General features: G+C 34.2%; 6 protein-coding genes. All 6 read left to right on the plus strand.

The features are described 5' to 3' along the window. Positions 1-138 precede the first annotated feature (138 nt). A complete protein-coding gene (locus HMPREF9171_RS111680) occupies positions 139-612 on the plus strand; it encodes a PTS sugar transporter subunit IIA (RefSeq protein WP_000458425.1) in 474 nt (157 codons plus the stop codon). Between the two features lies 1 nt (position 613). Further along, positions 614-919, plus strand: a complete 306-nt coding sequence (locus HMPREF9171_RS111675; RefSeq protein ID WP_000590543.1) for a PTS sugar transporter subunit IIB — start codon at positions 614-616, stop codon at positions 917-919. Between the two features lie 39 nt (positions 920-958). After that, a complete protein-coding gene (locus tag HMPREF9171_RS111670; protein WP_001195827.1) occupies positions 959-2,407 on the plus strand; it encodes a PTS galactitol transporter subunit IIC in 1,449 nt (482 codons plus the stop codon). A gap of 240 nt (positions 2,408-2,647) precedes the next feature. Further along, a complete protein-coding gene (locus tag HMPREF9171_RS1000000114050) occupies positions 2,648-2,875 on the plus strand; it encodes a hypothetical protein (protein ID WP_000176337.1) in 228 nt (75 codons plus the stop codon). A 69-nt stretch (positions 2,876-2,944) separates the two neighbouring features. Next, positions 2,945-3,724: a sialidase family protein gene (locus HMPREF9171_RS1000000114180; protein WP_000261936.1), complete on the plus strand. Its 780-nt coding sequence runs from the start codon at positions 2,945-2,947 to the stop codon at positions 3,722-3,724. Between the two features lie 27 nt (positions 3,725-3,751). After that, the gene (locus tag HMPREF9171_RS1000000114055) at positions 3,752-5,098 is read left to right on the plus strand and encodes a sialidase family protein (protein ID WP_000236892.1); all 1,347 of its coding nucleotides are present in this window, start codon (positions 3,752-3,754) and stop codon (positions 5,096-5,098) included. Positions 5,099-5,209: the final 111 nt, after the last annotated feature.

Genomic DNA, 5,209 nt, shown 5'->3' on the forward strand with positions numbered 1-5,209 from the left:
CAAATAAACAATAATAAACAAAAATAAATAAAAAATGTCTTGTAATGTTTTATTTTGTTTTGTATAATATCGATGTAGATAAGTTGATAAGGCTTGTTTGCCTTGCAACAAAATGTAATCGCTTAGCTAAGAAGAAAGGTGTTTGCTGTGACTCAAGATATTTTATTTATTGATGCCCATTCTCAGGAAGAATTATTTGACATAGTATCAAAAGCATTGATAAAACAACACTATGTTAGTCCTGACTACCGACAGGCAGTAAAAGAAAGGGAAAGAGAGTTTCCAACGGGGTTAAAAATTGATTTAAAAGATGGGACTCCTATTCAATATGTTGCTATTCCACACACTGAAACGCAGTATTGTCTAGTAGATAGAATCTTTTATGTCAAAAATAGTCAGCCAATTACTTTCAAACATATGATTAATCCAGAAGAGGAGTGTAGGGTTCAGGATTTTTTCTTCATTATTAATAGTAGGAATAGTAACCAAAGTGATATTTTATCTAATTTGATTACCTTCTTTATTACAAAAGGAAACCTAGATCGGCTACATGAGCTTGGCGACAATAAAGAAAAAATTAATCATTATTTAATAGAAAAAGGAGTGTTTTAACATGATCAAAATATTAGCAGCTTGTGGTGCAGGCGTAAACTCAAGCCATCAAATTAAAGATGCTATCGAGACACAATTAGGAGATAGAGGTTACAATGTACATTGTGATGCTGTTATGGTTAAGGATATCACTGAGGAAATGGTCAACAAATATGATATCTTTACTCCTATTGCTAAAACTGATTTAGGTTTTAATGTACCAATTCCAGTTGTAGAAGCAGGACCTATTCTTTATCGCATACCAGTTATGAGCGAACCAGTATTTACTGCTTTAGAACAAGTTATCAAAGAACACAACCTATCATAACATATTTAAAATTGGAATTAGTCTTAAAGGAGAAGGAACATGCAGGTATTTTTAGATATTGTCAATAAATTCTTTAATCCAATTATTCATATGGGTTCGGGAGTTGTGATGCTAATTGTCATGACAGGTTTAGCCATGATATTTGGAGTGAAGTTTTCTAAAGCACTTGAAGGTGGTATTAAGTTAGCTATTGCTCTTACGGGTATTGGTGCTATTATTGGTATTTTAACTGGTGCTTTTTCCGAATCACTTCAAGCTTTTGTTAAAAATACAGGAATCAATCTAAGCATTATTGACGTTGGTTGGGCTCCATTAGCAACTATTACATGGGGATCACCATATACACTTTACTTCTTATTAATCATGCTTATTGTCAATATTGTTATGATTGTTATGAAAAAAACGGATACCTTAGATGTTGATATTTTTGATATTTGGCATTTATCTATCACAGGTCTTTTAATTATGTGGTATGCTAAAAAAAATAATTTACCAACACTTTTATCTGTCATTATTGCATCTGTAGCTATTATTTTCGTTGGTGTTCTAAAAATTATCAATTCTGATTTGATGAAACCTACCTTTGATGATTTATTGGGGACAGGTCCAACTTCTCCCATGACTTCAACGCATATGAATTATATGATGAACCCCATTATTATGGTTTTGGATAAGCTTTTTGATAAAGTTTTTCCAGGGCTAGATAAATATGACTTTGACGCGGCTAAATTAAATAAAGCCATTGGATTCTGGGGATCTAAGTTCTTTATTGGTATGATTTTAGGACTTGTCATAGGGATTATGGGCAACCCCGTGTTCTCATTTGCAGCATTAGGTGGCTGGTTCTCTCTCGGTTTTACAGCAGGTGCTTGTTTAGAGTTGTTCTCTTTGATTGGTTCTTGGTTCATTGCTGCAGTAGAACCACTTTCTCAAGGAATTACTAATTTTGCTAATGGTAAAATGCATGGTCGTCGTTTCAATATTGGTTTGGACTGGCCATTTATTGCCGGACGTGCAGAGATTTGGGCATGTGCTAACATTCTTGCACCGATTATGCTAGTCGAAGCTATTTTACTCTCTAAAGTTGGTAATGGTATTCTACCGCTTGCCGGTATTATCGCAATGGGCGTAACCCCTGCTTTGCTGGTTGTTACACGTGGCCGTTTAATTCGTATGATTACCTTTGGAACATTGCTATTACCGCTATTCCTTTTATCAGGAACAATGATTGCTCCATTTGCAACTGAATTAGCTAAAAAGGTAGGCGCATTCCCAGCTGGGGCGCGAGCAGGTTCACTTATCACTCACTCTACACTAGAAGGCCCTATGGAGAAAATCTTTGGTTACGTTATTGGTAAAGCGACAACAGGTCAATTATCAGCGATTATAACATTAATTATTTTTGCGACAGCTTATCTTGGTTTGTTTATGTGGTATGCTAAACAAATGAAACGCCGTAATGCAGAATATGCAGCTAATCAAAAATAAATAGAATAAACAAAAACCTAGGAAATATCACATTCTCCTAGGTTTTTGATATATTAAATATTTTAAAAATAATATATATAATTAATTTTCGCTCATTTTAATAATAAAAAACTAGTAAAATTATAAAAATATATTGAAAATAGTGATAAGTTGGCATACAATCCTTTTTGGAAACATTACTGAACTCCCATTTTTCTAGAGTTGATGTATGCAACCAATATTTTAAGACTTGGAGTTTCTATGACATTAACCTTTGGGAAACCTTCTATAACGATACGCCGTCTAGGAGTGATAACTAGTACATATATGATGCTAGGTTTTATCTTATTATGTGGACTTTTGCATCCTAGTACAATTTATAGTGAGGAAATAAAATCTGATATAAACTCTTTTATATCAATAGATGATGAAAAAACTACTGCTCCCATATTTGACTCTACTTTAGATAAGCTTACTAATTCAATATAGGAGAGGCAGTTAGAATTAGATTCTGATACATCGGACGGTTTAATAGTAGATGATCAAAAAGATAAAGATATGGTAGTAGTCTTAGGTGATTCTGACAGTCAAGAAAAATTGTCATCTCCTCTAAAAGCGGAAATAGCGACAGAAGAAAATCGTAAACAGGCAAATTTAGCAGAACTAAATGCAACTCAACCTAATAATAGAACTACCTATATTATACCCGAAAGCAGTCATTCCATCGCAGAACAACAGAGATTCCTGATAGAATCAAAGGGTTCTTCGGTTGCATTACTTAATAGCGATGAATTTAGAAAGACAGCGGGAGAGGATAGAGGTTTTGAAAGGGATAAGTTGAGGTCTTTGGATATCATTCCTAAGGGAGATTTATCGACAAGTAATGTCATAGGTAATACGGACATTGCTAGTCAGATATCGTTGGGCTTTAAAAAGAATGCGATACAGGAACACCATCTTACTAAAACATTCTCTCAAAAGGATGGAAAGTTATCGTCTGTTATAGAGGGGATGCTTGCTATTGGCAAAGAGAAAGTAGAGAAGGAAATAAAATATAGTGGTAATTTATGGCAAAAATTAAAAGCTAAGGCACACTGCCTTGTTTGCTGTGTTGATAATTTGAATTTTGAAGATATAAAATCTTATTTTCAATATTATTGTCATCTAAACCATCAGCTCAAATTACCTAAAGGTGCTATACTTTCTGCTAAAACAGAAGTATATAGGGGAGGAGATTTTGGGAGAAAAAATAAAGATAAGGTGTTTGGTTACCGTATCCCCTCATTATTAAAAACGGAAAAAGGAACTTTACTTGCGGGAGCTGATGAAAGAATTTAGCAAGCTTGTGATTGGGGAAACATAGGAATGGTTATTCGCCGTAGTGAGGATGATGGTGTCACTTGGGGGAAAAGAGAAACTATTGTCAATCTCCGTAATAACCCTAGAGTTCCGCTAGTTACTAGTGGTGACTATAGTGGCTCACCTATTAATATGGATATGGCATTAGTTCAAGATACTAGCTCTAAGACGAAACGTATTTTTTCAATATATGATATGTTTCCAGAAGGAAGAGGCGTTATTAGTATTGCTAACACACCTGAAAAAGAATATACCCAAATCGGAGGACAGTCTTATCTTAATTTATATAATAATGGAAAGAAATCGAAGGTTTTTACTATCCGTGACAAAGGTATTGTATATAATTTTAAAGGGAAAAAGACTGATTATCATGTTATAACAGAAACTACTAAAAGTGACCATTCAAATCTAGGGGATATTTATAAGGGAAAACAGCTACTTGGAAATATATATTTTACAAAACATAAAACGTCACCATTTCGTTTAGCAAAATCAAGCTATGTGTGGATGTCATATAGCGATGATGATGGTAGGACATGGTCATCACCTAGAGATATAACAGCAAGTCTTCGTCAGAGAGGCATGAAATTTTTAGGAATAGGACCTGGAAAAGGTATAGTTTTAAAATGGGGGCCACACGCTGGTCGTATTATTATTCCTGCCTATTCTACGAATTGGAAATCTCATCTAAGAGGTTCACAATCTTCACGCCTAATTTATTCAGACGACCATGGAAAAACGTGGCATACTGGAAAAGCAGTCAATGATAACCGTGTACTTTCTAATGGTGAAAAAATTCACTCATTAACAATGGATAATAAAAAAGAACAAAATACAGAATCCGTACCCGTTCAATTGAAAAATGGGGACATTAAGTTATTTATGAGGAATCTAACTGGTAACCTAGAAGTAGCCACAAGTAAAGACGGCGGAGAGAGTTGGCAAAACCATGTTAAACGATATAAGGAAGTTCATGATGCTTACGTCCAACTATCAGCTATTCGCTTTGAGCATGACAAAAAAGAGTATATTTTATTAGTGAATGCTAATGGGCCAGGTAAGAAGCGCCAAGATGGATATGCACGTCTAGCGCAAGTTAATCGAAATGGTAGTTTTAAGTGGTTATATCACCATCACATTCAAGATGGTTCGTTTGCTTACAACTCTGTTCAACAACTTAATAATGATCAATTTGGTGTCCTTTATGAACATAGAGAAAAACATCAAAATAGTTTTACTTTAAATTACAAAGTTTTTAATTGGAGTTTTCTTAGTCAAAATACAGAGAAGCAAGGCACTTTATGGGAGAAAATAGCAGCAAATTGGCATGTTTTGTTTAAATTTTATTTATGATTATGGCTTGCGGAATAACCGTTCCTACAAATAAAAATAATGAGAAGTATCAAACTTCGTGATAGCTAGCTAGTAGTGAATTCTAGTTGACATAGTTATCACGGAGTTTTT

Source organism: Streptococcus agalactiae ATCC 13813 (assembly GCF_000186445.1).
GTDB lineage: Bacteria > Bacillota > Bacilli > Lactobacillales > Streptococcaceae > Streptococcus > Streptococcus agalactiae.